Annotated in this window: 22 protein-coding genes; 10 read left to right on the top strand and 12 right to left on the bottom strand. The window is 52.0% G+C overall.

Going from position 1 to position 24,328, the window contains the following annotated elements; all coding sequences use genetic code 11:
- Positions 1–60 precede the first annotated feature (60 nt).
- Positions 61–975: an AAA family ATPase gene (locus ROJ03_RS08785; protein ID WP_313726656.1), complete on the bottom strand. Its 915-nt coding sequence runs from the start codon at positions 973–975 to the stop codon at positions 61–63.
- 463 nt (positions 976–1,438) lie between these two features.
- Between ROJ03_RS08785 and carA the strand changes: the two genes are divergently transcribed.
- From carA to aspS, 3 genes are all read left to right on the top strand, one after another.
- The gene (carA, locus tag ROJ03_RS08780) at positions 1,439–2,596 is read left to right on the top strand and encodes a glutamine-hydrolyzing carbamoyl-phosphate synthase small subunit (protein WP_313726655.1); all 1,158 of its coding nucleotides are present in this window, start codon (positions 1,439–1,441) and stop codon (positions 2,594–2,596) included.
- Positions 2,593–5,811: a carbamoyl-phosphate synthase large subunit gene (gene carB, locus ROJ03_RS08775; RefSeq protein WP_313726654.1), complete on the top strand. Its 3,219-nt coding sequence runs from the start codon at positions 2,593–2,595 to the stop codon at positions 5,809–5,811. Before carA ends, carB begins: the two co-directional genes overlap by 4 nt.
- 75 nt (positions 5,812–5,886) lie before the next feature.
- Complete coding sequence (gene aspS, locus ROJ03_RS08770) at positions 5,887–7,683, top strand: aspartate--tRNA ligase (protein WP_313726653.1); 1,797 nt, start codon at positions 5,887–5,889, stop codon at positions 7,681–7,683.
- A 247-nt stretch (positions 7,684–7,930) separates the two neighbouring features.
- Here the strand turns inward: aspS and ROJ03_RS08765 are convergent, their stop codons facing one another.
- Positions 7,931–8,392, bottom strand: coding sequence for a GtrA family protein (locus ROJ03_RS08765; RefSeq protein WP_313726652.1), 462 nt, complete (start codon positions 8,390–8,392; stop codon positions 7,931–7,933).
- A 342-nt stretch (positions 8,393–8,734) separates the two neighbouring features.
- Between ROJ03_RS08765 and ROJ03_RS08760 the strand changes: the two genes are divergently transcribed.
- Genes ROJ03_RS08760 through ROJ03_RS08750 form a run of 3 tightly spaced genes read left to right on the top strand, consistent with a single transcriptional unit; the run spans position 8,735 to position 10,638 of the window.
- Entirely contained in the window at positions 8,735–9,613 is an 879-nt protein-coding gene (locus ROJ03_RS08760; RefSeq protein WP_313726651.1) for a cation diffusion facilitator family transporter, read from the top strand.
- 32 nt (positions 9,614–9,645) lie between these two features.
- Entirely contained in the window at positions 9,646–10,026 is a 381-nt protein-coding gene (locus ROJ03_RS08755) for an OsmC family protein (protein ID WP_313726650.1), read from the top strand.
- 9 nt (positions 10,027–10,035) lie between these two features.
- The gene (locus ROJ03_RS08750) at positions 10,036–10,638 is read left to right on the top strand and encodes a hypothetical protein (protein ID WP_313726649.1); all 603 of its coding nucleotides are present in this window, start codon (positions 10,036–10,038) and stop codon (positions 10,636–10,638) included.
- On the opposite strand, the gene ROJ03_RS08745 is transcribed toward ROJ03_RS08750, so the two are convergent.
- The 4 genes from ROJ03_RS08745 to ROJ03_RS08730 form a co-directional block, all read right to left on the bottom strand.
- Positions 10,622–11,350 carry a DUF6062 family protein gene (locus ROJ03_RS08745; protein WP_313726648.1) on the bottom strand — a complete coding sequence of 243 codons (729 nt, stop codon included), beginning with the start codon at positions 11,348–11,350 and terminating at the stop codon, positions 10,622–10,624. The genes ROJ03_RS08750 and ROJ03_RS08745 overlap by 17 nt on opposite strands.
- Positions 11,351–11,457: 107 nt before the next feature.
- A complete protein-coding gene (locus tag ROJ03_RS08740; RefSeq protein WP_313726647.1) occupies positions 11,458–12,405 on the bottom strand; it encodes a transketolase C-terminal domain-containing protein in 948 nt (315 codons plus the stop codon).
- A complete protein-coding gene (locus ROJ03_RS08735; protein WP_313726646.1) occupies positions 12,402–13,235 on the bottom strand; it encodes a transketolase in 834 nt (277 codons plus the stop codon). Before ROJ03_RS08735 ends, ROJ03_RS08740 begins: the two co-directional genes overlap by 4 nt.
- Positions 13,236–13,247: 12 nt before the next feature.
- Complete coding sequence (locus ROJ03_RS08730; RefSeq protein WP_313726645.1) at positions 13,248–13,916, bottom strand: class II aldolase/adducin family protein; 669 nt, start codon at positions 13,914–13,916, stop codon at positions 13,248–13,250.
- A gap of 120 nt (positions 13,917–14,036) precedes the next feature.
- Here ROJ03_RS08730 and ROJ03_RS08725 point away from each other — a divergent pair, with 120 nt between their 5' ends.
- Complete coding sequence (locus ROJ03_RS08725) at positions 14,037–15,806, top strand: proline--tRNA ligase (RefSeq protein WP_313726644.1); 1,770 nt, start codon at positions 14,037–14,039, stop codon at positions 15,804–15,806.
- 148 nt (positions 15,807–15,954) lie between these two features.
- On the opposite strand, the gene ROJ03_RS08720 is transcribed toward ROJ03_RS08725, so the two are convergent.
- Positions 15,955–16,467 (bottom strand): ankyrin repeat domain-containing protein, encoded by a 513-nt coding sequence (locus ROJ03_RS08720; protein WP_313726643.1) that lies wholly within the window; start codon positions 16,465–16,467, stop codon positions 15,955–15,957.
- A gap of 175 nt (positions 16,468–16,642) precedes the next feature.
- Here ROJ03_RS08720 and ROJ03_RS08715 point away from each other — a divergent pair, with 175 nt between their 5' ends.
- On the top strand, positions 16,643–17,728 hold the full coding sequence (locus tag ROJ03_RS08715; protein WP_313726642.1) for an adenosine deaminase: 1,086 nt from the start codon (positions 16,643–16,645) through the stop codon (positions 17,726–17,728).
- On the opposite strand, the gene ROJ03_RS08710 is transcribed toward ROJ03_RS08715, so the two are convergent.
- Positions 17,725–18,363 carry a rhomboid family intramembrane serine protease gene (locus ROJ03_RS08710; RefSeq protein ID WP_313726641.1) on the bottom strand — a complete coding sequence of 213 codons (639 nt, stop codon included), beginning with the start codon at positions 18,361–18,363 and terminating at the stop codon, positions 17,725–17,727. The genes ROJ03_RS08715 and ROJ03_RS08710 overlap by 4 nt on opposite strands.
- A gap of 353 nt (positions 18,364–18,716) precedes the next feature.
- On the opposite strand from ROJ03_RS08710, the gene ROJ03_RS08705 reads away from it, so the two are divergent.
- Together ROJ03_RS08705 and ROJ03_RS08700 are read left to right on the top strand one after the other, a co-directional pair.
- On the top strand, positions 18,717–19,682 hold the full coding sequence (locus ROJ03_RS08705; RefSeq protein WP_313726640.1) for a tocopherol cyclase family protein: 966 nt from the start codon (positions 18,717–18,719) through the stop codon (positions 19,680–19,682).
- Positions 19,683–20,009: 327 nt separating this feature from the next.
- Positions 20,010–20,615, top strand: a complete 606-nt coding sequence (locus ROJ03_RS08700; protein ID WP_313726639.1) for an RlmE family RNA methyltransferase — start codon at positions 20,010–20,012, stop codon at positions 20,613–20,615.
- Positions 20,616–20,625: 10 nt separating this feature from the next.
- Here ROJ03_RS08700 and ROJ03_RS08695 read toward each other — a convergent pair whose 3' ends face one another.
- From ROJ03_RS08695 to ROJ03_RS08680, 4 genes are all read right to left on the bottom strand, one after another.
- The gene (locus tag ROJ03_RS08695; protein ID WP_313726638.1) at positions 20,626–21,264 is read right to left on the bottom strand and encodes a tetratricopeptide repeat protein; all 639 of its coding nucleotides are present in this window, start codon (positions 21,262–21,264) and stop codon (positions 20,626–20,628) included.
- Between the two features lie 72 nt (positions 21,265–21,336).
- Positions 21,337–22,680 carry a GntP family permease gene (locus ROJ03_RS08690; RefSeq protein ID WP_313726637.1) on the bottom strand — a complete coding sequence of 448 codons (1,344 nt, stop codon included), beginning with the start codon at positions 22,678–22,680 and terminating at the stop codon, positions 21,337–21,339.
- A 29-nt stretch (positions 22,681–22,709) separates the two neighbouring features.
- Positions 22,710–23,555 (bottom strand): MBL fold metallo-hydrolase, encoded by an 846-nt coding sequence (locus ROJ03_RS08685; RefSeq protein ID WP_313726636.1) that lies wholly within the window; start codon positions 23,553–23,555, stop codon positions 22,710–22,712.
- A gap of 90 nt (positions 23,556–23,645) precedes the next feature.
- Positions 23,646–24,328: FadR/GntR family transcriptional regulator (locus tag ROJ03_RS08680; RefSeq protein WP_313726635.1), on the bottom strand; the 683-nt coding region annotated here is incomplete at its 5' end.

Genomic DNA, 24,328 nt, shown 5'->3' with positions numbered 1-24,328 from the left:
ACGCTGGACGAGTGGCCAAAGGATTGTTCCTGAATCTGTAAGGGTGGCGACAATCTGGCCCTACACACCGGAGAGGACATTCTTTGTCCATAATTCACCAAGAGAATAATCTTCCAGCCAAACATCCAAAGATCCTGGATCCAGTCGGAAAAAGGTAGACTGCCCTTCCTTCCTGTCACAGACAATTATATCTTCAGGCTCAAAATAGCTGATCAGAACAGGGGATTGAGTTGCTACAATTAGCTGGGTGTCATAGGAACGGGCTTTCATGAGCTCCGCCAAAATGCCAATGGCATACGGGTGGAGACCAAGTTCTGGCTCATCAATTATAATGGTTTCAGGATGTTTTGGCTGAAGAAGCACTGTGGCAAGACAGATGAATCGAAGAGTACCATCAGAAAGAGCCTGGGGTTTCATAGGGTAATCAGACCCTTTTTGCTTCCATAGCAACCTCACCATATCTTGAGAATTAGCCTCCAAGACAAAACCGTCAAAAAACGGGGCTACTTGTCGAACTGCTTCCACTATCTGGAAATAATATTTCTCATAAACAGGATTTCTTTTAAGGAAAAGAAGATAACTGGCTAAATTTGAACCATCAAATCGAAGATAAACATTATCAAAAACACTTTGTGCAGATTTTATCAGAGACAATCTTCCAGTATCATGGAAATGGTACATCTGCCAATTTTTTATCGACTCAAATACATAGTATCCAACCCCATGTATGCTCGTAGAACCACTTCTATCTCTATCTGTTAACAAACCAGGAGTGAACCCATCGGGGGAATATAAGCTGTACCAACTACCTGAACCTTTATACAACGTCCCTTCAGTATCAATACGAAGCAGATCATCTTGGGTTGGGACCAATTCCATCCCATACCTATTGTCACCAAAATCCAACGTAAAGGAAATCCGAGTTGCCTCAGGTGATCCCATATATATAAAATCAGAAGCAATCCCTGAATCCAAAATATATTTCTTGAGATCTGTTTCTTTAAACCCTGGTAGGGGAAGTTGCTTTTCCCAGACCCATTGGCACCAATCAGTACATTGAGGTTTGTTAGAGGAAGGGCGTGTAATTCTCGGATTGACTTAAATCCTTGGACTGATAAAGAATCCAATCTTGCCATTTTGCTATTTCCTTTCAATTCAAACCCTACCATACTTAATCCTCCTCTGCAATTAAGAGATGGAGTTGTATCGGATGCTTCAAACCTTCAGTATATTCCCCACAAGTGAAAAGTACTATTTCCTTTCCATGATGCAAGGCACAAACCCACAAGCAACGTTGGGTATGTATTTTGTTGCAGTTACATTCATTTTTGTTGCATCATGTATTTTTATTCAAAATACCGTTGTTTTATGTATAAATATGTTGCATAAATGCCAGTTATTGGATACTATCCCAACAATTTGGACTAACGGAGCAACAATGGATACAACCTATCTCATCCTCGAAGATGCTACCATCTTCTCCGGCAAAGGGTTCGGAAAACCGGCACCACTGTGCAAGGACCTAGCAGAAGACACCCTTTTCGGAGAGGTTGTCTTCAACACCAGCATGTGTGGCTACCAGCAGATACTGACCGACCCATCCTACCATGGGCAGATGGTGGTGATGACCTCACCACACATAGGCAACTATGGCTGTGAGCCGCTCTTTTCCGAGAGCACGCTCTGCCAAAAGGCAGTTCCTGCCACAGCCCTTATCATTCGCTCGTTGTATGAAGGCCCTCTTCCCTTGAAGAGGGTCTCTTTAGATGCCTTCATGCAAGAGTCTGGAGTCCCGGGAATTAGCGGTGTCGATACAAGGGCCCTGACCCTGCACCTTAGGGAAAAGGGATCGTGCAACGCCCTACTGCTTCGTTCAGAACATGACCACCTCACCCAGGGGGAGAAAGCCACTGCATTGGCATATCTGCATGAAATGCCATCGATCTCCGAGAGAAACCTCATCGAAGGGGTGTCGGTCAAAGCTCCCCTCATCGACCCACCTTCCTGGGTTCCCAACCCCACAGCACCTCTTCTCCGTTTTGCTGTAGTGGACTTCGGCATCAAGAGCTCCATCATCGCCGAGCTGTACAAACGCAATGTAGCGGTAACACTGCTACCCAGCTTTTCCACTGCGAACGATGTCCTTGTCCAAGGTTGTGATGGGCTCTTCCTCTCCAACGGACCTGGGGACCCCATGTTGCTGCAGGGAGCAGTTGCCATGGCCAGGGAGGTGATGGAGAGCCTACCCACCGTCGGCATCTGTCTTGGTCACCAGCTGATAACCCTGGCAGTGGGAGGGAGAACGGAAAAGATGAAGTTCGGCCACCATGGTGCAAACCACCCTGTCAGGGACCTCTTCTCCAACAGGACCTTTGTGACCAGCCAGAACCACGGCTACATGAGTGAGTGCTCTTCCCTACCAGAGACGGTAGTGCCGTGGTTCATCAATGCAAACGACCAATCGATCGAGGGACTGTGGCACAAGACAAAACCTGTTGCCTGCGTCCAGTTCCACCCCGAAGCATCCCCAGGTCCCCGTGACGGGGCCTGGATCTTCGACCGATTCATCAGCCTGGCAAAGGGAGAGACAGTATGAGTGCACGAACTGACATCAAAAGAATCCTGGTAGTAGGGAGCGGGCCCATCGTCATCGGGCAGGCCTGCGAATTCGACTACAGCGGAACCCAGGCTGTGAAGGCCCTCAAGGAGGAGGGGTATGAGGTTACCCTGGTAAATCCCAACCCGGCAACGGTCATGACCACAGCGGGTATGGCGGACCATATCTACATGGACCCCCTCAGGCCTGAGTATATTGAGCAGATCTTCCAGCGCGAACAGCCCGATGCGATCCTCTCCACCATGGGAGGGCAGACAGCCCTGAACCTGACGCTGGAACTCGAGCGCCTGGGACTCCTGAAAAAATACAACGTGGAGGTAATCGGGGCCTCCATCCGGTCGATTGAACTGGCAGAGGACCGGGGTGCCTTCAAGAAGGTCGTAGAAAGCCTGGGCCTGCAAAGTGCCAACAGCTCCATCATCCACTCCGTTGCGGAAGGCCTTCTCCTGGAACAGAGCATGGGCCTGCCCCTGATCATCCGTCCCTCATATACCTTGGGTGGCATGGGTGGCTCGATAGCCTACACCCATGAGGAACTGCCAGCCCTTTTGCAGCATGCACTACAGACAAGCCCCTCCCACGAAGCCCTGGTCGAGGAGTCGCTCATAGGATGGAAGGAGTTCGAGATGGAGGTGATGCGGGACAAGAAGGACAATGCCATCATCGTCTGTTCGATCGAGAACATCGACCCGATGGGAGTACATACCGGCGACAGCATCACCATTGCCCCGATCCAGACCCTCGACGAGGGCCAATACCAAGCGATGCGTGATGCCTCGATCGCCATCCTCCGCGCTGTCGGAGTCGAGTGCGGGGGAAGCAACGTCCAGTTTGCAGTGGACCCCATTACCGCAAAGATGGTGGTCATCGAGATGAACCCCCGCGTCTCACGCTCCTCTGCCCTGGCAAGCAAGGCTACAGGCTTTCCCATCGCACGATGCTCGGCAAAGCTTGCGGTGGGGTATACCCTCGATGAGATCCTCAATGAGATCACAGGTTCCTCGGTATCCTGTTTCGAACCGGCGCTTGACTACTGTGCAGTGAAGGTGCCTCGCTTCGAGTTGGAGAAGTTTCCCCTTCCCTTCTCAGCCCTCGGAACCCAGATGCGGAGCGTAGGGGAAGCCCTTGCCCTAGGCAGGACAGCCCTTGAGGCCCTGAACAAGGCCATCCGCTCGTCTGAGCAACGGTTTGAAGGCCTTGTCGACCTGACCGAGAATAAGCTTTTCACAGAAGCCGAAGTTGCAAAGTACCTGGAGAGCGCACACCCCCTCAGGCTTATGGCAGCCTACACCACCCTGTGCAGGGAAGGAGAGGCTTCAGCCCAGGCCCTCAGCACAACAACAGGTTTCGACCCTTGGTTCATCCACCTGTTGGCCGAACAGAGCAGGTTGGACAAGAGCATCCGCCTTGGCCTTGATGCCTCACTTCTGCTAGAAGCAAAAAAGGCCGGAATGAGCGACAAGCGTATCGCTTTCCTCCTCGGTCAGGATGAGCGTGTGGTGGAGAGGCTCCGCTTTGCCTACCAACTCCATCCGGTGACCCACTATGTCGACACCTGTGCCGGGGAGTTCAAGGCCCTCACCCCGTACCTCTATACAACCTACGGAGAAACCAATGAGGCACCTCCCCTGGGTGATGAGGCCGTGGTTATCCTTGCCAGTGGCCCCAACAGGATCGGTCAGGGGCTGGAATTCGATACCTGCTGTACCCTCGCGTCCCTTGCCTACCAGAAGCTGGGGAAGAAAACCATCATGGTCAACAGCAACCCCGAGACCGTCTCCACCGACTTCAACATCAGCGACAGGCTCTACATAGAGGCCCTGTGTGCCGAAGAGGTGAAGGAGATCATGCTGCGCGAGAGGGCGAGCAAAGTGGTCGTCCAGTTGGGTGGCCAGACTCCCCTGAACATGGCGAGCAAGCTTGAAAAAAGTGGTTCGACCTTAGTGGGGACCTCCCTGCAGGGACTACAGAGAGCTGGTGACAGGGGGCTGTTCTCGGCCCTTGTCCAGGAGCTGGGGCTCCGCCAGCCAAAGAACAGGACTGCCCATAGCCAGGAAGAACTGCTGCCTCTTGCTGAGGAGGTGGGCTTCCCCGTCCTGATCAGGCCCTCCTTTGTCCTGGGAGGCAGGGGCATGTTCATCGTCTATGACAGGCAGGGTATAGAGGACCTGCTGCAGAGGAAGGCCATCATGGCAAGCAAGGAGGCACCCATCCTGCTTGACCAGTTCCTTGACGATGCCTTCGAATATGACCTCGATGCGGTAAGCGACGGAAAGAGCATCTACATAGGGGGCATCCTCCAGCATATCGAGGCGGCTGGCATCCATAGCGGAGACTCAGCGGCGGTATTCCCTCCCTACAAGAGCTCCCCTGCTATCCTGAAGCAGATGAAGGCTTGGGCACACAAGCTGGCTGTGGCACTGGAGGTCCAGGGCCTGATGAACATCCAGTTTGCAGTCAAGGACGAGCTGCTCTACCTCATCGAGGTAAACCCCAGGGCATCGAGGACCGTACCTTTCATATCCAAGACATCGGGGGTGAATCTTCTGGAGGTAGCTGTCCGGGTCTGGGAGGGCGAGGACCTGGTTGCCCAAAGGCGGGTTCCCATGGAAGGCGGCATAGGAGAGGGGCACTGCCTGCTCGGCTGGGCGGTGAAGGAGGCGGTATTCTCCTTCGATAGGTTCAGCAATGTCGATCCAGCCCTCGGCCCAGAAATGAGGTCGACAGGGGAGTCCATAGGCCTGGGCAAGAGTTTCGGGGAGGCCTTTGCAAAAAGCCAGACCAGTGCAGGTAATACGCTTCCGACCTCAGGGAAGGTGATCATCAGCGTCAACAGGCGTGACAGGAAGACCATCCTTCCGGTGGCAAGAAAGCTCAAGGCCCTGGGGTTCCAGCTTGCGGCCACAAAAGGGACTGCCCAGTCGCTCTTTGAGGAAGGGCTGCTGTGTGAAGTGGTCCAGAAGGTGCATGAGGGAAGGCCAAACATTGCCGACTACCTCAGGGAGAGCGCGATTGCGCTGGTCATAAACACCCCGATGGGCTACCAGGCACACACCAGCGATGATGAGATCCGCAGCCTCGCCATGCGCTTGAAAATCCCCTATACAACGACGACAAGCGCAGCGGTTGCAGCGGTTGAGGCGATCGAATTTTTGCAGAAGGGACAGGTGACCGTCAGGGAGCTTCCCCAATAACGGGCAATTGTCTTTTTGACCTCCTTAGTATAGGATGGGAATACTTTCCAAAGGAGGCCCGATAGGGGACCGCGTATGGCAGAAGAACTGTTTTCTCAACGAACAACGACGTGCGGAGCACTGACCAAGGAAGACAACAACAAACAAGTTGTCCTCAACGGATGGGTCCACCGAGACCGTAACCATGGCTCGCTTCACTTCATCAATCTCCGTGACCGGTATGGAATTACCCAGGTGGTGGTGGATGACGATGCCTCAGCCGAACTGCAGAGCGTGGCCAATGAGCTGAGGATGGAGTTCTGCATCGCAGTGACAGGCTTCGTACGCCTTCGCCCCGATTCCATGGTCAACCCTGAGATGGCTACAGGGGAGATTGAGGTAAAGGCTGAGAAGATCGAGATCCTCTCCAGGTGTGCCCCACTGCCATTCCTCCTTGATGATGGGAAGGAAACGAGAGAGGACCTCCGCCTCAAGTACCGCTATCTCGACCTGCGCAGCCAAGGGATGCAAAAGCGTCTCAAGCTTCGCCATGACTTCATATTCTCCATCAGGAAATATCTCGCAGGAAGGGATTTCTACGAGATTGAGACCCCTACCCTTATCAAGAGCACCCCGGAGGGAGCCCGCGACTTTGTAGTTCCCAGCCGCCTCTACGCCGGAAAGTTCTATGCCCTGCCACAGAGCCCCCAGCTCTTCAAGCAGATCCTGATGGTCGGCGGCTTCGACAAGTATTTCCAGATAGCCCGTTGCTACCGCGACGAGGACTCCCGTGGGGACCGCCAGCTTGAGTTTACCCAGCTTGACCTGGAGATGAGCTTCGTCAAGCGGGATGATGTGCTCTCCCTTATGGAGGGGCTCTTCGGCCATGTCTTCAAGGAAGTGATGAACGTCGACCTCCCTGTCCATTTCCGCAGGCTCAGCTACAATGACAGCCTGAATACCTATGGTTGTGACAAGCCCGACCTCCGTTTTGACCTACCCATCTCCGACATGAATGAAATCGCCCAGAAGAGCAGTTTTGCGACCTTCAAGGACATTGTTGCGGCAGGAGGCTTCGTGAAGGCCCTCTGTGCACCCAAGACCGAAGGGGTCGAGTTCTCCCGCAAGTTCATCACCGAACTTGAGGATGCTGCAAAGATCTACGGGGCCAAAGGCTTGGCCTGGATCAAGGTGGGCGAGCACAATGTCCTCTCCGGTGGTGTAGGCAAGTTCTTCGCCGGACTGGAAGAGGAACTGGTTTCCAAGCTCGAGGCAAAGGAAGGGGACCTCATCCTCTTTGTTGCCCATGAGAACTGGAAGCGCTGTTGTGCCAGCCTCAGTGCTGTACGATCCAAGCTGGGCAAGGACCTCAACCTGATCCGCAAGGGCTTTGAGTTCTGCTGGATCATCGACTTCCCGCTCTTTGAGTACAATGAGACAGAGGGGCACTGGGAAGCTGCACACCACATGTTCAGCATGCCCCAGACCGAGTATCTCGACACACTGGAATCAGATCCGGGTAGCGTGAAGGGCGATCTGTACGATCTGGTACTCAATGGGTATGAGGTCGCAAGCGGATCTATCCGAATCCATGATGTCGAACTGCAGAAGCGTATTTTCCGCATCTGCAACTTCGATGATGAGACAGCAGAGGAGCGCTTCGGCTTCTTGCTCAATGCCTTCAGGTATGGACCCCCACCACACGGTGGCATCGCCCCTGGCATCGACAGGATGGTGATGATCATGAGTGATGAGACTTCCATCCATGAGGTGATCGCATTCCCGAAGAATACTGCGGGGGTCAGCCCGATGGATGACTCTCCATCCTTCCTGGACCAACAGCAGCTTGATGACCTGCATCTGATAATTGATTATCCGAAACCAAAGGAATAAGAAAATTCAATGGAATTAAGAGGGGAACCTGGGAAACCAGGTTCTTCTTTATATAGCCTGTAGAGGACGGCAATGTTCCAGACCCTTCCCTGTCCAATGACCTCAGCCGTTGGGTGTTGGCTTTCAATCCTCCAGGCATCATTGGGTGGCTCCATTCCAGGAGATACAGGAGTTGTTTGTATAGGAACAAAAGCATTTGAGCCCCTAGTGAAATCAGAGAAATGAATGCTGGAGAACAGTGCATTTTCTAGGAAAGTGACTCTGGTGCATGTTCTTTGACCTGGGCGTCCCTTGTATTCATCGAGGTGCGGTAGATGACGAAACGGTTGACGCAGTATTCAGTGATCAGGTTGATCACCATGGTCAGGAAAAGGACGATGTAGTCGAACCAGCCTATGGCCACCAGGGCTGCCCCCCACCAGGTTGAGAGGGGGGTGAAGATTGCATAGTAGATCCCGAGCTGGGTCATGGCCAAAGGAATGTTGTTGATGCTTTTGAAGGTAAACCGTCGGTTGACAGTATAGTTGTAGATGACGCTTGCTATGAGGGCTGTGAGGTAGCTTCCCCAATAGGCTATGTGCAGGAGCTCTTCCATGATGGTGAACACGATCACCTGTATGATGCCGGCAGAGATCGAGAAGAGCACAAACTTGATGACCTGTGTCAGATTCTCCTTGCCTGTGAGCTTATCCTGTCCTGTTGGCTGCATAGGTCTCTCCTTAGCCTTGTTGTTGAGTACGAGCGCATCTTGCACTGCTTTTTCCAGAGGGAATGTCTGCTATCATATACCCTTTACAACCACCATGTCAGTGTAATTGTTTGAATTTGCATCTAGGAAAGGCTATGTTCCAAATCTGAAATAGGGAAAAGGGCTAGACCCAAAACAAAAAACACTGCGCTACCAGGCAACAGTTCCTTGCCCTTCCGGTCTTTGCTTGACAAAGCAATGGACAGCGAGTACGTTGGAGCGATACAAAAGTGTAAGGATTCTTGCACTGGATTACAGGAGATGCCCAACAGATTGACCCAAGACAAAAACCATAAACTTGCAATGAACACCTCACGGACAAACATCTTCATGAATGCCTTCCTCTCGGTGTCAAAACTTGCCATAGGATTTATCGCCCACTCGGCAGCCATGATCAACGACGGCATCAACAATGCCAGTGATGTGGTGGGTTCTGTCATAGTGATCATCGGGGTGTCGGCCGCTGCCAAGGAGTCTGACGAACACCACCAGTATGGCCACGAACGGCTTGAATGTGTCGCCTCCATCCTGGTTTCCGGCATTGTCATGGCCCTTGGTGTCGGCCTCTTCGTCGAGGGCGTGGGGAAAATCTTTACGGGGTCGTACAAACACCTCCCAATCCCTGGGGTGCTGGCTGCCATCGCTGCCATCGGGTCCATCATCATCAAGGAGATCATGTTCCTCTATACCAGAAGTGCTGCCAAGAAGACCGGCTCCTCTGCCTTGATGGCTTCAGCCAGCGACTCCCAAAGTGATGTCCTGGCAACCTCGGCAGGCCTGATCGGCATCATCGGCTCCCGCCTTGGCATCCCCGTTGCCGACTCGATCGCCGCCATAGTGATATCCCTGTTCATCTTCAAGGTAGGGCTGGACATCTTCAATGACGGCATGTACAAGATGGTCGACCACGCCTGTCCCGACGAGGTTGTCCAAGAGATACGCAAGGTTGTCGAGGACCAGCAAGGTGTGCTGCGCGTCGACCTGCTGCAGACCCGCATGTTTGGCTCCAGGGCCTATGTTGATGTGGAAATCCTAGCCGAAGGGAACCAAAGCCTGATTCAGGCTCATGCCATTGCAGAGAGGGTTCACCACGCAATTGAGATCAACTTCCCCCAGGTAAAGCACTGCATGGTACATGTTAACCCGGCAAAGGACAAATTCACTGGAACTCAAAGGGTATAACGGGCTATACTAGGGACATCAAGGAGTTACCTATGAGCAAAAAACATATACGTGCAGATTTCGTACCTGGTACCCACCAGTTCACCACCGATAAGGGCGAAACATTTACCATCGGGGAGACATCTCCCTACGACTACCTTTTGGGAGCCCTCTCAGGCTGCCTGTTCAGCACCTTCGTGGACCTGGCTGTCAAGATGAAAGTCTCCTGGGAACATGTCTCCTTTGAAATAGACGGGACCAAGCGGGAAGAGAGCCCCACTACCCTTGAGCAGTGCACGATCGCCGCAACTGCCACCGGTGTTGTCGACGAGAAGAAGTTCCTCAAGGCATTCGAGACGGCCACCAGGTACTGCTCCATATTCCAGACCATATCCAAGGTCAGTGAGATGCACTGGTCAGTGGACTTCAAGTAGGATCGACAGATGAGTAGGCAATACACCAACATACAGTTGTTCGAAGCATTTGAAGAGGCCCTGAAACACCTCATAGAGGAGGACGGGGAGCTCTTCGCATGGCCAAAGGCAAAGGTCAGTATTGCCCACACATTTGCATCACACCTGCACAGGACCCTCTGCAAGGTTCTCGGGTTCTCCCTCGACCCCAGCAGCAAAAGCTACCTCACCCTGCCCCAGAACATGAAGATAGACCTCTCTGCCTCGGTTGGGAATGACAAGGTGGACATCCTCCTCCATGACAGGAAGGAAAACCGGCCACTGGCCATCCTCTTCAACCAGGACTATCTGGGAAAGCAGCAGCTTGAGGAGTTGCGAAGACTGGAAAAAGAGGGGTGCAACCTTGTGTTGGGTGTAGCCTTCCTCCACCAGAAAGACTACATCCTCATCTACCGTTCAAACGGGGAGAAGCTCGACTACTTCCATTTCAGCAGAAGTGGGCACACCTCATCACTGCTAAAGCAACGGGAACTTGAAGGAGAGGAAAATCACCTCCAGCTCTCGCTGAACATACCGACCAAGCGCAAGCCCAAGAAGAAACAGAAACCTACCAAGGTCACAGAGGGTCAATGACCCTATGTTTGCCGGTCATCTTGTCCACCCCACGCTTGTGGGCATCCTCACAACCAAGCCAATCCTTGTCCATGTTCTCTGACTTGTACTTCTGGGTCATCCAGTAGACATCCTTGGCTATCCTGTCGAGGTTTTTCAGTTCCAGCTCGGTAAGGGCACGGACAAAGCCCGGCTGGACAGAGGAGGAAAGCGCTTCCTTCGATTTCTCCAGCAGACCTTGGTAGTGATGGAGGCAGAACCCCTTGCTTTCGGAAAGGGCCTCCCGAAAAGCTTCATCCTGGCCCCAGAGGTATGCAGTAGTGTAGTAGTACCGGTCCAAGCGGTCCTGCATCGAAGTGCAGATGAGGCATCCCTTTTCCCGATCGGCAAACTGTTCGCTGAACTGGTCGATCGCCTTCTTGGCCTGCCTGGCACTCTTTGCACCCAAGAGAGCGTTGAACGGTTTCTCAAGTTTGGTGCGGGTCATCGCCAGATAGGTATCGGTCATGAGGGCGACACCCTGCGGCTTGTTGGCAGCAACGAGCATCTGGGCATGCTTGGGGCAGAAGCCGTGCTCATTGACGCGAACCCGGGTCTCGGGATTCATCACCGAATTACCCAGGTAGAAGGAGATGGCATAGCGTTGGGCCTCAGCCATCAGGTCACAGATATAGCATTCACTGCTGCTTTTTACTCCATCCCATACAGGGATGGTTTCCAATTCTAGTTTCATGTGGGTGATTGTACCATGGATAGGGCCTTAGCAGTAGGAGAGAAAACAGGCCAGTGGTTCCTCCTGGAATCTCTGGCCTGCTTTTCTACTTTCCAATCAATGCACCCCTATCGCCTGGTCAGCTCCTCGGCCTTCTTTGCAATGTTGTCAGCTGTGAAACCAAATACCTTTGCAAGATAGTCTAGTTTTCCTACCTCACCAAACTGCTCGCCCACACTGACGAAATCCATAGGAACAGGGGTGGTCTTTACCAGATAGCCAGCCACAGCCTCTCCTACCCCACCAGCATAGCGGCCATTCTCACATACAAGGATTCTCTTGCAGCGGTTGGCTACCTTGGTGATGAGTTCGTAGTCGAGTGGGCGGATGGTGTGCAGGTCAACCAGCGTTGCCTTGATACCCTTCTTTGCAAGGATCTGGACAGCCTTCTCAGCCTCGTTGACCATCACCTCACCGGTTGCAAAGATACCGACATCCTCACCCTGGCTCAGCTCGATGCCCTTGCCCAGTTCGATCTTGGTGCCAACAGGATAGCGATGGCTCGCACCCTTTCTGGCAGCACGGGTATAGGAGCTCTTGTTCAGGTCATAGGCCTGCCTCATCAGTTCATAGCAGCTCTGGGTATCGCTCGGGTCGATGATGGTGATCCCTGGGATCTGCCTGATGAGGGCGATATCCTCAAAGGGCATGTGGGTCCCGCCGTTGAGCTGGGCTGTGATGCCCGGGTCACTTCCGACCACGTGCACTACCTGGCCAGTATAGCCGACCGAAAGGAAGAACTGGTCATACGCCCTTCTGGAGGCAAAGCAGCCAAAGGTGTGGGCATAGGGAACGAGGCCCATGGAGGCAAGGCCAGCGGCCACCCCGATCATATTTGCCTCAGCAATCCCGCAGTTGAAGAACCGGTTGGGAAATACCTTGCAAAACGAACCGGAGCCGATGCAGCTGGAGAGGTCGGCATCGAGCATGACAACCTCAGAATGCTCGGTTGCAAGGTCGCTGATGGCAGCCATGACGGCATCTCTCATATTATCAATCGTGCTGGTATCTCTCATCTCTTTCCTCCTTCACGGTCATAGAGGGCTTCCACTGCCTTGGTGGCTGTCTTCATGTCGTAGGCCATGCTGTGGTTGCCCGATATACCTTCCCCTGGGATGAATCCATAGGATTTCACGGTGTCCATGATGATCATGCTGGGGCGGTCGACCACCTTCTTGGCATTCTGGACTGCGCGGTCAAGCTGGGCAAAATCATGGCCGTTGATGCGCTGCACATGCCAGTTGAACCCAAGCCAACGGGTGTCGATGTTTTCCATGCTGATGATGTCCTCAGTGTAGCCATCGAGCTGCAGGCGGTTGAAGTCGGTGAAGGCGATGAGGTTGCCGAGCTTCCACTGGGCTGCAGTCGCTGCCCCTTCCCAAATCTGGCCCTCCTGGCTCTCACCATCGCCGACGACGACAAAGGTGTTCGCCTCGATCTTGCGTATCTTCTGGCCCAGGGCGATACCTATCGCGGCACTGAAGCCCTGACCCAAGGAACCACCGGTGAAGTCGACCCCTTTTGTCTTGGTCATGTCACAGTGGCTGGGAAGCTTTGTCCCACCCTGGTTGAGGGTCTTCAGCTCTTCAATGGGAAAATACCCCTTGCTTGCAAGGGTTGCATATACAGCAGGACCAGCATGGCCTTTTGAACAGACAAACCGGTCACGGTCTTCTTTCTTGGGATTGGAGGGGTCGAGCCTCATCTCATGGTAATACAGGTAGGTCAGCAGTTCGACTATGGACATGCTTCCTCCAATATGGCCAGAGCCGAAATTCCCGATCTCCTCGATGGTCAGTTTTCGAATCTCCAAAGCTTTCTGCTTCAGTTGGTCTACATCAAGCATTGCTTTCTCCTTTTATTTGGTTCCATATTTCATGCGCATCAGCTGGGCACAACGCGCTTCATCCAGGGTTGAGACATCACAGCCACGGCTTGCCATCTGGGCAGCTATGACGGTCATCTGGGCAGCCCGTTCGAGCAGCTCCATCTTGTCGAAGGCCTCAAGCATCGTCTTGCCCAAGGTAACCGCACCGTGGTTTTCCAACAGGAGCACCGAGTGGTCGAAGGCCTGTATGGCCACCTGCTCAGCCAGGTTGACAGTCCCCATCAGGCAATACTCGACCATCACAGGCTTCTCAAGGATATAGTAGGATTCAGCTATCATGGTGGTGTCTATGGCACACATGCCGCTTTTGGTAATCGCTGTGAAGGCTGAGGTGTAGGTGGGATGAGCATGGACTATCGCGCGGCAACCGGGGCGGGCAATGAGGGAGAGGCGGTGCATCTCCGTCTCGATGCTCAGCGGAAGGTCAGGGGTAAGGTTCTGTCCATCCATCGTTACCACCGCTATCTCCTCAAAGGTGAGAAGGCCCTTGTCCAAGGCAGAGGGGGTAATACAGAACAGCTCATCGCTTATGCGCAGGCTGATGTTTCCACCGCTGGCGGTCGTGAGCTGACGATCATACAACCGGGTCATGAACGCAGCAACCTGTCTGCGTTCCTTCTCATATTTGCTGATATTCATGGGCGGAGTATAGCATGCAAGAAGCCAAGAGTTAAAGCTTGTTGACATTCATACCTTGAGAAGGGATGGCCGTTTTGTTACAATGGGCGTTGTTCTAGCCATAAGAGGAGACATATCAGCATGCGCATGTCCAAATTATTTTCCAAGACCCTTCGTGAGGCACCAAACGGTGCAGACAGCAAGGGGTATGAATATCTGCTTCGTGCAGGCTTTATCCGACAAATGGGTGCCGGGGTCTTCTCGTTGCTGCCTTTCGGGTTCAATTCGATCAGGAAGATCAGCCAGATCATCCGCGAGGAAATGGACAACATCGGGGCTCAGGAAATGCTCATGCCTCTGGTCAATACCGCCGACATATGGAAGGAGACCGGTCGCTTCTACAGCATCGACAAGGAGATGAGCCGGTTTGTCGACCGTGGTGGCCGTGACATGGTGCTTGCAATGACACACGAAGAGGCTGTCACCGACATTGCCCGTGGCGAGATCGACAGCTACAAACGCCTTCCCCAGCTTGTCTACCAGATCCAGACCAAGTGGCGTGACGACCCCCGTCCCCGTGCAGGACTCATCAGGGTACGCGAGTTCACCATGAAGGACAGCTACTCCTTTGACCGCGACCAGGAAGGGTTGGAAGTGCAGTATGCCGAGCACTACAAGGCCTATTTCAGGATCTTCAGCCGCTGTGGCCTGCCAGTAATCGTCGTTGGTGCAGACAGTGGCATGATGGGGGGAAAGGTCTCCCATGAATATATGTACCTCTCCTCCATCGGAGAGGATACCATCATCACCTGCAATGAGTGCGGCTACACTGCAAACCGCCAGGTTGCCACCTTCAAGAAGACCTACTACCAGCAGGAGATGAAAGCCCTGGAGAAGGTGCTTACCCCCGAGTGCAAGACCATCGACGAGCTAGCCGCCTTCCTCAAGATCGAGACATACCAGACAGCCAAGGCCGTATTCATGGTAGGAACCTTCATCGACCCAGAAAATGGCGATGAAGAGGAAAAACTGATCGTCGGCGTCATTCGTGGCGACATGGATGTGGAGGAGAACAAGCTGCAGAACGCCTGCAAGGCAAATGCCCTTCGCCCTGCCCATACCGAAGAGATCCTTGCAAAGAAGATGGTCCCAGGCTACGGCTCCCCTATCGGAGCAGATGCTGATGTACTGGTCGTCGTCGATGATTCTGTTGCAAAGGGCAACAACCTGGTAGCTGGGGCAAACCAGGAAGGCTACCACCTTCTGAACACCAACTTTGGACGGGACTACACCGGCCTGGTTGCAGACATTGCCAGTGCGACCAAGGGAACGCTCTGCCCACACTGTGGCGAGCCCCTTGCATCCTCAAAGGGAATCGAAGTCGGCAATATCTTCCAGCTGGGAACCCGCTACAGCGAAGCCATGAACTGCTTCTACCAGGACGAGAGCGGTGCCAGGAAGCCTGTCATCATGGGATCCTATGGAATTGGGGTGGGAAGGTTGCTTGCCTGTCTTGCAGAGGAGTATTCCGACGAGGTCGGCATGGCACTGCCCATTACCGCATCCCCCTACCAGATCCATCTGGTAAGCCTTGTGAAGGACCCCGAGGTAGGAGAGAACATCTACAAGGCCCTTACCGAGAGTGGAATCGAAGTGCTCTATGATGACCGCAAAGAATCTGCCGGTGTGAAGTTTGCCGATGCAGACCTCATCGGCCTTCCTATCCGCATCACCGTTGGAAACCGCTCGCTCAAGGAAGGCAAGGTTGAGGTAAAGCTCAGAAGCAATCTTGAAGAGACACTCTCCTTTGACCTGGATACCATTACCCAGGAGATGAAGAGCCTCATCAAGAGCCTTACCGATGCGATCGATGCCAACATCGTGGAGCATGAGTGGAAGAAAGACGAATAAGAGCATGATTTGGTATAGCATGATGAAGGGGATTCCACTGGAATCCCCTTCTTGTTTCGTAAGCCTCTCCCAACTTTGGTTGCTTCAATGTTGGCTCTTGCTGTTTCTGGTGTTGTTCAACTTCCTACAGAAGAACCTACCCACGTTGTCAGGAGGCACCCATCTTCTTCAGCTGGGTGATGATGTAGGTGCGTTTGGCAGCCTTGGCATACTCCAGGACCGAATGGCCCTGATAGTCACGGGCATTGATGTCAGCCCCTGCCTTCAGAAGCTCGGAAACCACACGTGTCTCCTCATTGGTATTGACAGCGAGGATGAGGGCGGTCTCCCCAAGGTAGTTGCGGGCATTGAGGTCGGCGCCAGCAGCCAGCAGTTCTGCTATGATCTTGGGACTCTTGCTTTTGTTTGCGGCAAGGTGGAGGGCATTGGAGCGGTACTTTGGCTCGGCTTCCTGGATGTCAGCCCCAGCTTCCAGCAGGGCCTTGAGCACATTCGCAGAAGGGTTGTATTGGGCAGCAAGCATGACTGGTGTGAGACCCCACTCATTCTGGGCGTGAATATCTGCACCTTCAGCCAAAAGAGCCTTGATCTCCTTTACTTTGGTTGCTGACACGGCAGCTGCAAGCAGTTTCTTGTTCAGACTCTCAATGTTTTTTGCCATGGTAAAATATCTCCTTGCTACGTGGGAAAGAATTGCTTTAATTTCTTGTATTATCTCAATTTTTTTGCAAAATGTACAGAGAGATCTGGTCGAGTCGACAAAATTGGGGGATTCGTAGGGGAAATGTCCTATTTTCGATTTGCGCAACAATACAGGTATGTTGTATGATGGAGCCATGTTGACAAAAGAAATTATCCAGCAAGTGCCAAAAGTGGAATTGCACGACCACCTGGACGGGGGACTCAGGATAGGGACCATCCTGGAGTTGGCAAAGAAGTACAACGTTGAGCTTCCCTATGATAATGAAAAACAACTGCAAGACTGGTTTGTCAGAGGATGCAAGCAGAAAAGCCTCACCCTCTACCTTGAGACATTCTCGGTAACAACCAGTGTCCTACAGACACAGGAAGCCTTGGAACGCGTCGCTTTTGAGGCTGTGGAAGACCTTGCGAAAGAGCATGTATGCTATGCCGAGATTCGCTTCGCCCCTGACCTGCATACCCAACAAGGCCTGAGCCAAGGAGATGCTGTACAGGCTGTCCTTGATGGCCTGCAGCGGGGAAAGAAGGAGACAGGCATGCCATCGGGGCTCATTCTCTGTGCCATGCGCAACCAGAGTCCAGCACTCTCCTTAGCCATTGCAGAGCTGGCAGTGGCCTTCTGTGACAGGGGGGTTGTGGGGTTTGACCTTGCCGGGGACGAGAGTGGCCATCCCCCCAAGAAACACCTTGAGGCCTTCCAATACATCAGGAACAAGAATTTCAACATAACCATCCATGCAGGGGAAGCCTTTGGGGTTGAGTCAATCTGGCAGGCCATCCAGGTCTGTGGAGCGCATAGGATCGGACACGGCACCCGCCTCATCGAGGATATGAACATCGAGGCAACCCACATAGAGAAGATGGGTTCCTTGGCCAACTTCATCCTTGACCGACGTATCCCCATGGAGATGTGCCTTACCAGCAATGTGGGAACCGGGGTTGCCATAGACTATGCCCGTCACCCCTTCCCCATCCTGTTCAGAAACAAGTTCAGGGTGTTCCTCTGCAGCGACAACCGCCTGATGAGCGATACCAACCTCACCAAGGAGATGGAGATTGCAGTCGAGTACTACAACCTCTCCTTACGGGATTTGGAGAAGATCACGATCAATGCAATGAAGTCAGCCTTCATTCACCACGACGAGAAGCTGGACATCATCTATACGGTCATCAAGAAACGGTACCAGGAGATACGTACCCAGTACGGGATCCTGGACTAGCGTGTCCGTCTGAAGACATCCACCGGATTGATGTTCATCCTGATGCGGCAGTAGAGGTATGCGAACAGCAGCCCGCTGAGGTGGGTCAGGTGAGCAACATCTCCGCCTCTGCTGAAGACCTGGCTGTAGAGCTCGATGGCTGTATAGACAATAACCAACGTGGGGGCGCGCAGCGGTATGAGCCCAAAGACAAATACCCTCGCATAGGGATAGAAGACAGCAAACATCAGCAACACCCCGTAGATGGCCCCCGATGCCCCAAGCAGGATGACATTCGTACCGGACAGGTAGTAGCTGACAAAGCTGAGGATTCCGCTGAACAGGCCAGCCAAAAGGTAGAAGAGCAGGAACTCCTTGCTCCCGACCCGTTGCTCTACCATGGTACCGAACAGATAGAGGCTTATCATATTGAACAGCAGGTGCGAAAACCCCCCATGCACAAACATGTAGGTAAACAGCTGCCACACATACCCTTTCAAAACAAGCGATGGGATCATGGCTAGGTAGTAGGTGCTGTCAGGGTAGAGCATGCTGGTAAGAAGATAGACCAGGGCATTGATGATCACCAGCTTCAAGGTGAGGTTCTTATAGGAATTATCCCGGAATCTCCGGTTGAGTAGGGTTTTCTTGTTCATGCAGATAAAATATAGAGCAAAGTGCACTTCGTCAATTGTGTAAGAACTGCACAAATAGAACACATGTGCATTTTTTGCACAGCCCAATCTGGAAGAACCTGCAAATGGGCTCTCCAATCAACTGGAAAAGTTGGCACGGCTCTTGCATATATATTTGTACAGAGCAACAGTTTTTTCATACTCCTCCTTTACAACGACAGGGTGCCAAGAAGATATCCCAATCCACTTCTGGCACCCTCCTTTTTTGTCCAACATCCAAAATATATTCCAAATATTTTTTGTTTCATCCTTAGCCCAGAGCCGTTACAATGAAAACCTTGAAGAGGGCTTACGTCCCTGGCGAGGAGAAAACCATGAGCATACGCACCCTACTGCACCCCTCTGTATTCCAGGGAAAAGGTAAAACCCACAGCTATTTTGAAGGGTGGTACTTCAAGATGGCAATTGAAGGGGAGGTCATCGCCCTGATACCTGGTGTGGCACTAGGTGCAAAAACTGAAGAGAATCACTCCTTTATCCAAGTCATCAGCAGCAGGGCAGGAAAAAGCTGGTATGTCCGGTTTCCCTATGAAGCGTTCAAGGCCGATGAAAAAAAACTGGACATCACCATTGGAGCCAACCATTTCACCCTGGATGGGATCTCCGTGGACCTTGCATGGGAAGAGCTGAGCCTCAAGGCTGAGATACACCATCTGGACACCACAGCATACCCAGTCTCCTTGGCAAAGCCCGGGATAATGGGGTGGTATGCCTTTGTCCCCTTCATGGAGTGCTTTCATGCTGTCGTTTCCACCCACCATGCATTGGAGGGAGATCTCCTGCTCAACGGGAAGAAGACAACCTATTCTGGAGGGGTTGGGTATATCGAGAAGGATTGGGGTTCCTCCTTTCCTTCTGCATGGATATGGATGCAATCCAACCTCTTTCCTTCCGATGGGGTCTGTTGCATGCTTTCTGTGGCGAATATCCCATTCCTGGGGAACACCTTCACAGGCTTCCTGGGGTTTTTGCAATTGCCAGGAAAGCTGATACGGTTTGGGACCTACACAAACGCAAAAATACTCACACTGGAACAGGATGGCACCCATGCAAGGATCGTCATCCGGCAAAAAGGATACCTACTGGAATTCGCTGCTTCTCTTGGCCCTGCCTCCTACCTCACAGCCCCCCGCCAGGGGAATATGGACCGGATCATTCAGGAGAGCGTCATGGGGACGATCGTGGTAACCCTCAAGGACAGGAAGGGGGAGCTCTTGTTCCAAGAAACAGGGACATTGGCAGGGATAGAGTTGTCGGAGGCTGGAGATTTGAAACTGTAGGAAAAGAAAATCTTGGGGCTATAGGCTAGTGTCGTACTAGGACAAGGTGTGCAGAAATGTACAAGTGTAACTTTTCTTCACAGTATGCTAAAGGCATACATGTAAATCTTATAGGCTTACAGATATATACCATATCTCAAAGTATAGTTTTTATAAGTTGGCATGGCTCTTGCATAGTGATAGACGAACAGAGCAACAGTTTTTTTCAAACCTCCTTAAAGTGTGATTTCTTAGGTGCCAGCGAAACTCTCTCCCCACCCCATAATAATTCGCTGGCACCTTCTCTTTGCCCTTCCGGCTACGGTTTTTTTTTGCTATAGTCTCTCTATGGCTACAAGCAGAAGAGATCGTGCAGACTCCTACACAAAACGTGCACACAAAGAGGGCTACCCTGCCCGTTCCGTCTATAAGCTGGAAGAGATCCAACAGAACTTCAATCTTGTCAAACCCGGGGATGTCGTGCTCGATGTAGGGGCAGCCCCTGGATCATGGACCCTCTATACCCACAAGGAACTGCTCAAGGGCAGAGGACGGATCGTTGCAGTGGACCTGAATCCCCTGAACCTTGACCCGGTCCCCCCTACCGTTACATCCTTTGTTGGAGATGCCTTCAGCAAGGAGATACGTTCCCTGTTGGTCGACAATGGTCCCTATGATGCCATCATCAGCGACGTCGCTCCCATGACCATGGGAAACCGTGCTGTTGATACCACCCGTAGCGAATACCTGGCAGAGCAGGTGGTGTTCCTTGCCAAGGAGCATCTGAGGGAGCATGGGAATCTTGTGGTAAAGATTTTCCAGGGCGGTGGGCAAGTCGAGATCATCAAGGAGATGCGCACCTTCTTTGCAAAGGTAAAGCCCTTCAAGCCAAAGGCCTGCAGGGACGATTCCTTCGAGATCTATCTGGTGGGACTGGATAAGAAGAACGTATGACAGGTAAGGTTCAGCTCTTTTGTATCCTGGCCTTAGCGAGGTTTCTTGCAGCTGCACTGCTATCTACCAACTCAAGGACCTGGGTAAAATAGGACTCAGCTTTCCTTGCATCATGGAGAACATCCAGATAGAGGGTGCCCAGGTTGTTCAACGCCTCCACATGGGTTGGGTCATCCTCAACCACACGAAGATAGAGCCCAAGAGCCTGTTCAGGCTCTTTTTCAAGCAAGGCTCTTGCCTGCTCGACCGATTTCTGGTTTTCCAAGACTTGGTGGTACCTGTTTTCGTCCGCAAGGACGAGCAACCTTGCGGTGATGAGTTTTGTTTCCTTCTCGTTTGGGTTGTCAGCAAGAGCGGAAGTGTACCATCGGACGGCTTCAATCCGCTCGCCAGTCATATACTGGATATCGCCCAGCATTCTGCATAGGCGTAGACTCTCCCCATAGGTATCAACACATGCAAGAAGGGTCTCATATGCTTCCTTCTTGCGTTCCTGTCCAAGATAGATGAGGGCAAGATTATAGTGCAGACCCATTGAATACCCCTGGTGGGCAATCTGCTTGAGAAGAAAACGTTCAGCCTCTTTCCAGTTGTTCTGCACCATGGCATTGAGAGACCGCCTTTGATAGTACCAGGCAATTGGATCCATTCCCTACTCCTTCTATCGAAAATGGTGCCGACAGGGTTTCTGCCGACACCATTATGACAATCATAGCATTGGTTACAGGAAGAAAATACCCATTATCATCAGTATGATGAGGGTGGTAATTCCCTGGACCAACGTTACACCAGTCTGGGTCTTGTAGGCTGTTGCAGTATCCATGTCGGAGAACTGTGAAACAACCCAGAAGTAGCTGTCATTGGCATGGGAAACGGTCATGGAACCAGCACCGATGGCCAGAAGTGCAAGCACCTTTGCCATCTCGGAAGTCCAGCCAAGCTGACCCATCAGAGGAGCCATCATAGCCGAAGTTACGATCATCGAGACCGTGGAAGCACCCATTGCCGTCTTGAGCAAGGCAGCGATGATGAAGGGAATCAACAGCCCTGCATTCATCTGAACCAAGCTACCGGAAAGCACTTCTGCGATAGGAAGGCTCTTCAGAACCGCACCAAGGGCACCACCGGCGCCAGTGATGGCCAGGATGCTGGCAGAGCTTTGGATGCCTTCACTGATCCAAGCAAATGATGTTCCTTTCTTCTCTGATTTGGGAATCAAGGTCACTGCAAGGCCTACACCCAAGATCAGTGCGGTAACAGGGTTACCGATGAAATCCGGGAAGCTTTTTCCCATTCCAGGCCCAAAAGGAGCTGAAGGGAAATCGGCAATGGACTTCAGTGCAATCAAGAGTATGGGAAGCAAGATCGGAGCGAAAGAGCGCAAGGCATTGGGAAGCTTGCCATACTTTTCAACCAGTTCTTCCAAGGAGACTTCTGGATTGGCCGGAATGTCAAACTTGCTGGAAATCTTTAGGGCGTACACATAGCCGACCAACATGACGGGAATGGATACCAACAGCCCAACAAGGATCACCAAGCCGAGGTCTGCATTCAGGGTCCCTGCCATGATAATCGGACCGGGTGTTGGCGGAACAAGGCAGTGTGTGGCATAGAGGCCCGAACTTAGGCAGGTTGCCATAACCGCCAATGATATGCCGGATTTTGCTGCAAGAGCCCTGTTTATGGGAGAGAGGATGACAAACCCTGAATCACAGAATACCGGTATGCTTACAATGTAGCCAGTAATGCTCATGGCAAGGGGTGCCCGTTTCTTTCCAACCACATTGAGGATTGCATTTGCCATGGTAAGGGCTGCACCGGTCTTCTCAAGGATGGTACCAATGATAGTACCAGCAATGATGACAATTCCGATGCTTCCCAGGATTGAACCAAAGCCTGAGGTCAACGTGGTGATCAGAGTATCAACAGGGATTCCTCCCAATACTCCAACAAAATATCCAGCCAACAACAAAACGATGAATGGATGCCACTTGAATTTTGAAATCAAGAGAATCATTCCTACGATAGCAACAATAATTACGAGAAACAGATACCAACCTGCCATGCTTTCGTCCTCCTACCAATCTATATTCCTTATCCCTCAAGGATAATTGTTGACCCTGTGCAACTGAGAAAATTACTATGGGAATGTGCAAGGGCGAGCTCTACTGCCCTCTCACCCGAACAGTGGGAAATTCCCAACAGAGCGATCCCACGCTCAAAGAAATCAGAGAGGGTATCCTGTGTCCGTTTTTCATCGGCTTCAACCAGATGCGTCCCACCTAGGAGAGCATAGATGGGTTGCCCAAATGACTCCTCTATCGAATCAAGCATATTGAGGATGCCAGGATGTGCGCACCCTACAATGGGTACCAAACCCCGCTTGGTTTCAATGACCAGCATGACCTCATCAGAAAAATCATCTGCAGAAAAATCCATGGATCCTTCTTCCAGCTTGACAAATCTGGGATTGGGGACCTCCTGTGCATGGGTCCTGGAGAAGTCAGAAACCACCCAAACCCCTGGGGCTATCTGCGTATGCTTCTTTGTAACGGTATGGTGAGAGACACCGTTCCTTACAAGATAGTCTTCATTGAAATCATTACCCAAATATTGGTATGAAGCGTTGAACTTGCCGTATTTGCCGGTAAGGAACCCTTTCCCAGTCCAGAGGGTGTATCCCTCGGAACCATAGAGTTCGACAAATGGACGGAAACCCCCTGTATGGTCGTAGTGGCCATGGCTGAGTACTACATGTTGTACGTTCGATAGGTCTTTACAGAGTTTCTTAGCATTATGGAGAAAGGCATCACTTCTTCCTACGTCAAACAAAACAGTCGTCTCCCCTGTCTCAACCAGGAAAGAGAGACCATGCTCGGTTTTGAGGCCAGTATGTTCTCCAAGTGAATTTTCAATAAGGGTGGTTATATGGATTGGCATGAGGTACCTACAAGTTAAGATTAACTTATCAGATATCTGACAAGTTAAAATAACTCTAACCCCTCTTCCACCCGTTTGTCAAACCTTTTTTCATAGAGTCCCGAAATAGTGCTGAATATCGGAAAGTGCATTCTGCAAATGACTCGTCATAGCCTGGCAGGCTGCACCTGAGTCATGCTCTTCGATGGCATGGAGCAGTGCACCATGCTCTGCAATGGACGATTCAAGGCGCCCTGGAACATGCAGGCTTGCATACCAACCTTCGTTGAGAGTCTGCTCCATGGTACGCATCAGCACGATCAATGTCCTATTCCCAGTAGCTTTTGCTATGGCAAGGTGAAACGCACCATCGGATGCAATGGCCTGGTGGACATCCCCAGCCTGCACATGACCCACAAAGGTCTTATAGAGTTCAGCAAGAGCCTTGATCTCTTTCTCATCTGCCTTCTGGCTAGCGATTTCTGCAGCATGGGGTTCAATGAGAAGGCGTACTTCAAAATGTTCGCGAAGGGAGTCTGCATTCTCCACTACCCAGCTCTTGATGGGGATGTCTGCATTCTCCGGTTCTGTGATGAACACCCCTTTGCCCTGGTAGACCTTGATAAGGCCAGAGACCTCAAGCATGCGAAGGGCCTCTCGTATGGAAGAACGGCTAACCTCAAGTTTCTCCGATAGCTGCTTTTCGCTATAGAGCTTGTCACCAGGCTGCAGGTTTTCAGTAACTATCATCTGTTTGATGGCATCGGTCACCATGACCGAAAGCCGTTCTTTTT

It is taken from the genome of Sphaerochaeta sp. PS, from assembly GCF_032144095.1.
Taxonomy (GTDB): domain Bacteria; phylum Spirochaetota; class Spirochaetia; order Sphaerochaetales; family Sphaerochaetaceae; genus Sphaerochaeta.
Note: the sequence above shows the minus strand (reverse complement) of the source record. Positions and strands in the feature narration are given on the sequence as shown.

Coding starts and splice junctions, on each gene's coding strand:
- ROJ03_RS08710 (WP_313726641.1), bottom strand. CDS start 18,363: ATGAACAAGAAAACCCTACTCAACCGGAGATTCCGGGATAATTCCTAT.
- ROJ03_RS08685 (WP_313726636.1), bottom strand. CDS start 23,555: ATGCCAATCCATATAACCACCCTTATTGAAAATTCACTTGGAGAACAT.
- ROJ03_RS08690 (WP_313726637.1), bottom strand. CDS start 22,680: ATGGCAGGTTGGTATCTGTTTCTCGTAATTATTGTTGCTATCGTAGGA.
- ROJ03_RS08715 (WP_313726642.1), top strand. CDS start 16,643: ATGTTGACAAAAGAAATTATCCAGCAAGTGCCAAAAGTGGAATTGCAC.
- ROJ03_RS08725 (WP_313726644.1), top strand. CDS start 14,037: ATGCGCATGTCCAAATTATTTTCCAAGACCCTTCGTGAGGCACCAAAC.
- ROJ03_RS08695 (WP_313726638.1), bottom strand. CDS start 21,264: ATGGATCCAATTGCCTGGTACTATCAAAGGCGGTCTCTCAATGCCATG.
- ROJ03_RS08720 (WP_313726643.1), bottom strand. CDS start 16,467: ATGGCAAAAAACATTGAGAGTCTGAACAAGAAACTGCTTGCAGCTGCC.
- ROJ03_RS08765 (WP_313726652.1), bottom strand. CDS start 8,392: ATGCAGCCAACAGGACAGGATAAGCTCACAGGCAAGGAGAATCTGACA.
- ROJ03_RS08700 (WP_313726639.1), top strand. CDS start 20,010: ATGGCTACAAGCAGAAGAGATCGTGCAGACTCCTACACAAAACGTGCA.
- ROJ03_RS08750 (WP_313726649.1), top strand. CDS start 10,036: ATGAGTAGGCAATACACCAACATACAGTTGTTCGAAGCATTTGAAGAG.
- ROJ03_RS08730 (WP_313726645.1), bottom strand. CDS start 13,916: ATGAATATCAGCAAATATGAGAAGGAACGCAGACAGGTTGCTGCGTTC.
- ROJ03_RS08755 (WP_313726650.1), top strand. CDS start 9,646: ATGAGCAAAAAACATATACGTGCAGATTTCGTACCTGGTACCCACCAG.
- ROJ03_RS08760 (WP_313726651.1), top strand. CDS start 8,735: ATGAACACCTCACGGACAAACATCTTCATGAATGCCTTCCTCTCGGTG.
- aspS (WP_313726653.1), top strand. CDS start 5,887: ATGGCAGAAGAACTGTTTTCTCAACGAACAACGACGTGCGGAGCACTG.
- ROJ03_RS08735 (WP_313726646.1), bottom strand. CDS start 13,235: ATGCTTGATGTAGACCAACTGAAGCAGAAAGCTTTGGAGATTCGAAAA.
- ROJ03_RS08740 (WP_313726647.1), bottom strand. CDS start 12,405: ATGAGAGATACCAGCACGATTGATAATATGAGAGATGCCGTCATGGCT.
- carB (WP_313726654.1), top strand. CDS start 2,593: ATGAGTGCACGAACTGACATCAAAAGAATCCTGGTAGTAGGGAGCGGG.
- ROJ03_RS08705 (WP_313726640.1), top strand. CDS start 18,717: ATGAGCATACGCACCCTACTGCACCCCTCTGTATTCCAGGGAAAAGGT.
- ROJ03_RS08745 (WP_313726648.1), bottom strand. CDS start 11,350: ATGAAACTAGAATTGGAAACCATCCCTGTATGGGATGGAGTAAAAAGC.
- carA (WP_313726655.1), top strand. CDS start 1,439: ATGGATACAACCTATCTCATCCTCGAAGATGCTACCATCTTCTCCGGC.